General features: G+C 53.1%; 1 rRNA gene. It reads right to left on the reverse strand.

The window, feature by feature from the left end:
- Positions 1-307: ribosomal RNA gene (locus ACSQ8O_RS36755) — 23S ribosomal RNA — on the reverse strand; the annotation flags it as partial.

Below are 307 nucleotides of genomic sequence, written 5' to 3' on the forward strand. Positions count from 1 at the left end.
CAGCCTCACTGCTTGGACGAGCATCCATCAGCTCGCGTCACTATCCTTCTGCGTCACTCCATTGCTCATAACGGCTACGGTGGTACAGGAATTTCCACCTGTTGTCCATCGACTACGCCTTTCGGCCTCGCCTTAGGTCCCGACTTACCCTGAGCGGACGAGCCTTCCTCAGGAACCCTTAGGTTTTCGGCGGATCAGATTCTCACTGATCTTTTCGTTACTTATACCGGCATTCTCACTTGTATGCGCTCCACCTGTCCTTACGGTCAGAATTCAACGTACATACAACGCTCCCCTACCCATGCAC

This window comes from Paenibacillus sp. LjRoot56 (assembly GCF_964253335.1).
Taxonomy (GTDB): Bacteria; Bacillota; Bacilli; order Paenibacillales; family NBRC-103111; genus Paenibacillus_E; species Paenibacillus_E allorhizoplanae.